The sequence below is a fragment of the Bacteroidota bacterium genome, assembly GCA_030706565.1.
Lineage (GTDB): Bacteria > Bacteroidota > Bacteroidia > Bacteroidales > JAUZOH01 > JAUZOH01.
Genome location: JAUZOH010000210.1, coordinates 1 through 6602, shown reverse-complemented (window position 1 = coordinate 6602; position 6602 = coordinate 1). Strand labels below are relative to the sequence as shown.

4 protein-coding genes are annotated in these 6602 nt (G+C 39.7%); all 4 read left to right on the top strand.

Annotated elements, in window-relative coordinates; genetic code table 11:
- Positions 1-2167: SusC/RagA family TonB-linked outer membrane protein (locus tag Q8907_10935; GenBank protein ID MDP4274782.1), on the top strand; the 2167-nt coding region annotated here is incomplete at its 5' end.
- A 29-nt stretch (positions 2168-2196) separates the two neighbouring features.
- Entirely contained in the window at positions 2197-3807 is a 1611-nt protein-coding gene (locus tag Q8907_10930) for a RagB/SusD family nutrient uptake outer membrane protein (protein ID MDP4274781.1), read from the top strand.
- Between the two features lie 94 nt (positions 3808-3901).
- Entirely contained in the window at positions 3902-5563 is a 1662-nt protein-coding gene (locus Q8907_10925; protein ID MDP4274780.1) for a glycoside hydrolase, read from the top strand.
- 82 nt (positions 5564-5645) lie between these two features.
- Positions 5646-6602: glycoside hydrolase (locus Q8907_10920; protein ID MDP4274779.1), on the top strand; the 957-nt coding region annotated here is incomplete at its 3' end.

Here is a 6602-nt window from a genome sequence, read left to right as displayed (position 1 = left end):
GAATGCAAGTTTGAATATTACCGGCGGAACCGATAAACATCAATTCAACGTCAATCTGACCTATTTCAAACAGGAATCTTTTTATCATGAAGGGAAATGGGAAAGGTTTACAGCCCGTGTGAATAATGACTTCAAATTGAATAACTGGTTAACGGCAGGGATAGATCTTAATCCCCGTCGCGAATACTGGAACAATACCCCCGGTTGGTATGGCGATTACCTGAAAATGGATCCTATAACTCCGATTTACAAAACCAAAGACCAGCTTACCGGAGAGGAAAATGAGTATAGTGTATTTGCCCGTTCTATTTATACTGAAGTCTGGAACCCCATGGCCCGGGACAAACGTCAGGATGGTAATAATGGTGGTTATTATGGATTATTCTCAAATTCATATATAGATTTTCATCCGATTAAAAATTTGGTTTTTAAATCCCAAATAGGTGCAAACCTTTTAACTACCACTTACAATACCTTTAATCCTGTATATACAATTGATCCGGATTTTGAATTTAACAATTTGACGGATATTTCTGTTCAAAAGAATAATGATTTTAACTGGACCTGGCAGAATACTTTAACGTATAATTTGAGTATCAATAAACACAGCGGTTCGGCTATGGTCGGCATGACTTCTGAAGAACAGAACAATGATTTTCTTTATGGTGAACGTAACGGATATCCAAGTACTGCCGATAATATGAGAGAATTGAGCGCTTCAAACGGCACGGTACAAAATGCTTCCGGGAATAAGTCAAAAAGTTCAATTGTTTCCTATATCGGACGTTTGACCTATAATTATGATAATCGTTACCTGTTTACCGGTACAATCCGTGAAGATGGTTCTTCTAAATTCATGGACAAGAATAAATATGCTATATTCCCTTCCGCATCAGTGGCCTGGAGATTTTCCAATGAGGAATTTTTGAAAAATAACAGGATAATCACCGATGGGAAATTATTTGCAGGTTGGGGAACGGTTGGTAATCAGAGCCTTCCAAGTGGCGTTTATTTGTCATCGTTGGGAACAGACTATTATGTATTTGGCAGCGGAAACGGAACAGTTTCCAGTGTAACCCAAATGAATACCATGAAGAATGAGGATATCAAATGGGAAACCGTTGAAGAGAAAAACCTGGGAGTTGACCTGAGTTTATTTAACTCTGCTATTACCACCACCATCGAGGTATTCCAGAAAACCACCCATGATATGTTGTTCCAAAAAGTATATCCATATTACAGCGGATTTCCGAATTGGGGACAAGTTTGGACCAATATTGGTAAAATGGAAGCCAAGGGATTTGACTTTTCTTTAAATTATCTTCATGAAAATGATAAGTTGAAACTTGACTTCGGACTGAACCTTTCTCATGCTAAGATGGAAATGAAAAAACTTGCCGGTACGGATGAAATACTTGCCGGAGATACTTGGTTCAGCTCATCAACCACTCGGACCATAGTTGGGGATGAACCGGGATATTTTTACGGGTATAAGACGGATGGTATCTTCCAGAACAAATTTGAAGTAAACAGCCATTCCAGCCAGTATGGCGATCTTTTACAACCTTCTGCCCGTCCTGGTGATATTCGTTTTGTAGATGCAAATAATGATGGAGTCTTAAATAGCAGCGACCGTGTAAAACTGGGCAGCCCATATCCTGATTTTACCGGCGGTTTCAACTTTACCGGAACTTATAAAACAAAAGCCGGTGATTTTGATTTGGGGATGAACATCTATTTCAGTTATGGAAATAAAGCTGTTAACTGGCTGTTATATGATAAATACAGTGCTGAAAATAAGACCAATCTGGCCAGTGATGTCTTAGATAAAGCATGGCATGGGGAAGGAACCAGTACCAAGATTCCTATACTGTCCCACAATGATTTGAATAGCAATTATTCCACATTTTCTGATTTTTATCTTGAAGATGCCTCATTTATTCGTTTAAAGAATATTCAATTAGGTTATTCTTTGCCTAGAAATGTTGTCTCCAGTTTAAAGTTAAGCAACCTCCGTTTTTATATTTCGGGACAGAATCTTTTGACATTAACTAAGTTTACAGGTATAGATCCTGAAGCTGGTTTTGGTGTTCTTGACTATGGATTTCAACGTTATGCCTACCCTGTGTTGAAAACATTCTTTATCGGGGTTAATATGTCATTTTAATTCAATATTGTAACTAAAAACACAAGAAGATGAAACGAATACTTATATATTCCTTAGTGGCGTTGCTGACGTTATCTGTCTTTTCGTGCAGTAAAGATTTCATCACTACACCACTTTACGGGACACAGGATCTGGATAACTATTTTAACAATCTTGATCAGTGCACGTCTTTTGTTGACGGGCTTTATAAAGGATTTTCCTACTGGAATGACTGGTGGCAGAATTATTTACGACTGACCAACGAAATGGCTACTGACGATGCATGGATGGGTAATCTCAGCCAGGACGCCAGTGGCAATTATCCTTTCGCTTTTTACTCGATATCTGCAAGTAACGATCCGGGTGCTTTGTATAACTTTTACTACTTCAAGTACCAGAATATCAATACTGCAAACGTGGCCTTACTCCGTATACCCAATGCCCCTATTACGGATAATGACAAAAAGGTTTTGCTGGGGCAGGCAAAGTTCTTCCGTGCTTTTTCATATTGGGAACTTGTACAGAATTTCGGTGATGTGGTGATGTTTCTTAAACCTGTTGGATCAAGTGATTTGAGTGTCAGCAGGGCCAGTAAAGATAGTGTTTACAAACAGATGGTCAAGGACTTGAAGGAAGCTGCTGCTGAACTTCCTGCTAAATGGACTGGGGCAGATATAGGAAGGGTTACCAGCGGAGCTTGCAAGGCATTGTTGGCCCGTACATATCTGTTTATGGGCGATTATCAGAATGCATATAATTATGCTGATACGGTGATCAAATCCGGAACATATTCACTTGAACCCAATTTCGTAAATGTTTGGAGTTGCTACAACCACAATGGTGTTGAATCAATTTTCGAGATACAGACTAATTCCAATCAATCCTATTCGGTGGGTAACCGTTTTTCAGTAGTTGTAAATGCCCGGGGCGAGATGTGGCCAACTGATCAGATTAGCAAGTCGATGGATGGATGGGGCTGGTGTGTCCCAACCAGCAACCTGGAACAGACATATAAATCTGAAGGCGATTCCATCCGGTTAAAGAGTACCATCAACAGAATAAACATGCCGGTTTATGGCGATGAAACGGATAATCCGGCTTATCATTATGATTCGACCAAAAACAAATCCTGCCGTACCTGGCGTAAAATGTATGTTCCAATTGCTGTCCGGTTGACTTTAGCCGCCAAGGACAGTCATATTCCTTTAGATCAGATATTGATTCGTCTGGCAGAAATGTATCTGACCCGGGCTGAAGCTGCTTATTTCCTGAGTAAACCGGATCAGGCCTTGGCTGATATTAATACTATCCGTGCCCGGGTCAATATTCCTGCAAAAACAGGATTAACCGGAAATGATTTGTTGTATGCCATCTGGAAGGAACGGAGGATGGAACTGGCCGGGGAAGGTATGAGGTTGTATGACCTGAGGCGTGAAATAGATCCTGTGAAAAAGAAAAAAATGATTGATGTCGTTATGGGTCCTTCAGGTACTTTTGTCCAGTATAATGCAACCTCCAACGATTATTGGGAAACCATACACACCAAAGAACCTTCAAATAAGGGAGCTAATTTCGTTGAAGGGAAAAATGAATTGTGGCCTATTCCTCAACTTGAAATAGACCGTAGCGGTGGAAAATTATCTCAAAACCCCGGATATTAAAAATAGTTTAGTAGTAGTTGTTTAGAAGTATGGGGCTGATTTTGAAATGTGTCACATTTTTTGTCAGCCCCATTTCTTAAAAAGAAATTTTATTATGCTGCATTCTTATGAACTAAGAAAGGAACAAAAGAACAGATTTCTTTTCTTATTGCTGCCTTTGGCAATTATAGCCTTGTCTAATGCTTGTAAAAAGGAATCTTCCAATGAACAGCCTGCATCAAATGATGTCATTACCGTCAATGTAAATACAACTGAAAAATATCAGGAAATGGATGGTTTTGGCGCTTCGGATGCATGGAGTTGTCAGTTTGTGGGAAAGAATTGGCCATTGACAAAAAGGGAACAAATTGCGGATTTGTTATTTAGCCGGGATACTGACCAATACGGAGATCCTAAAGGAGTAGGACTTTCTATCTGGCGGTTCAACGTTGGATCAGGAAGTACAGAACAGGGAAATAACAGTTATATAAACGATCCTTGGAAAAGGACGGAATGTTTCCTCAATTCTGATGGTTCTTATGACTGGACTAAACAGGCAGGACAACAATGGTTCTTAAATGCTGCTAAAGCTCGGGGTGTTGAAAAAACTCTGATGTTTTCATATAGCCCGCCTGTATATTATACCCAGAATCAAAAGGCATTTAGCCCCGGAGGTTGGCACATGAATATACAACCGGGTTACATGTCTAACTTTGCTGATTTTTTGGTCTCTGTTGTCAAGCATTTTAAAGACCAGGGGATAAATGTTGATTACCTTTCGCCGGTAAATGAACCACAATGGGGATGGAATGCGGGATCCAATGGCTGGGCTTCGCAGGAGGGAACTCCTGCTTCCAATGCAGATATTGCCCAACTTTCAACATTGTTATCATCCAAGTTATCTAACAATGGTTTGTCCACTAAAGTTACCCTGGCAGAAGCCGGTTCTATCGATTACCTTTATAAAACCACAGATGCTGACCGTGGCCATCAAATTCAGGACTTTTTTACCCCTTCTTCCAGTGATTATGTAGGCAATTTGAGCAATGTTGCTAATTTGATTAGTACTCATTCATATTGGACTGTCTGGCCGGTATCAAGTTTGATCTCTTCAAGGGAAGCCGTGCATGATCAGATACTTGCCACGAACAGTTCCTTGAAATATTGGGAAACGGAATATTGTATTCTGGAATCGGCTAATACGGATATGGCAGATGGATGGAACCGCGATTTAAATATGGATCTGGCTTTGTATGTTGACAGAATTATTTATTATGCAATCACAAAAGGTTATGCTTCTTCCTGGCAATGGTGGCTCGCTATTTCAAGAGGTGATTACAAGGATGGATTAATTTATATTGATGACGGTACTAATACAGGCATGACTGGTACTCTTGTTCCTGATTATTGCAATAATGACGGTTATGTCCGTCCATCTAAACTTTTGTGGGGACTGGGAAATTTTTCCCTCTTCGTTCGTCCAGGTATGAAAAGAATTTATACCGGTTCACCGGATATTTTACCAAATCAGAATTATGGACTGTTGAATTCTGCTTTTATTGATGAAAGTTCAAAAAAACTGGTTGTTGTTTTAATCAACTACAGTTCAAATGCTAAAACTGTTTCTCTAAACATGAAAAGTGGATCACTTAATGGCAAATTAACAACCTACGTTACCTCCGATGATTCAAATCTGAAGCGGACAAAGAATGTGGATCCGGGGAATATATCAATAGAGGCAAATAGTATTACAACCCTTGTGGGTTATTATAATTAAGCATTAAATTGGAGGTAAATTTGTCACCGGCTATTTTTTTAGAAATAGAATAAGTTATTTCTGATTAACTATAAAATTTTATATGATGTGTCTTCCAAAAATCTATATTACTGCAATCTGTTTTTGCAGCCTTTTTACGTTCAAACTTCCGGCACAGCCGATTGAACTGACTGTAAACAAAAATGCTGTGCAACAAACCATTCACAGTTTTGGGGCTTCTGATGCCTGGCGAACCCAGTTTGTCGGGAAAAACTGGCCTTTGGAAAAACGTGAAGCTATTGCTGATTTGCTCTTCAGTAAAGAATTCGATGGCCATGGAAATCCTAAAGGTATAGGATTATCCTTGTGGCGTTTCAACATCGGGACAGGTAGTGCCGAACAGGGTGGCAATAGTGGTATTGTCGAAGAATGGCGGAAGACGGATTGTTTTATAGATAAATATGGACATTTTGACTGGTCCAAACAGGAAGGTCAACGCTGGTTTTTAGAAGCAGCCCGGAAACGCGGAGTTGAAAAGATCCTTGGATTTACCAATGCTGCTCCTTATTTTTTTGCTAAAAACAATATGGCCAGGTCATCAGGCGGAATACACTTTAACCTTCAACCCGATAAGTATCAGGATTATGCTCATTTTCTGGCAGAAGTCGGGACTCATTTCAAATTTGATTATTTGAGCCCGATTAATGAACCCCAGTGGGATTGGAACGGCAATTCACAGGAAGGGACTCCGGCTACCAATGAAGAATGTTCCATCCTGATTCATAACTTGAACCGTGAACTGTCCAACCTTCATTCAAATTGTAAAATTGCTTTTGGTGAGGCCGGAGATATTAAGTTTTTATTCAAATCAAATACCGGCAACCCTTGCAGGGATAATCAGATTGCTGAATTATTTACTGATACCGGAATGTTTTCAATAAGCCGCCTGCCTTATTTGAACCCTTGTGTTACATCTCATTCTTATTGGTCTGTATGGGATTTAAATACGCTTATTACACAAAGAAAGGCTTTGCACGCAAAAATGAAATCCTTGGTACCT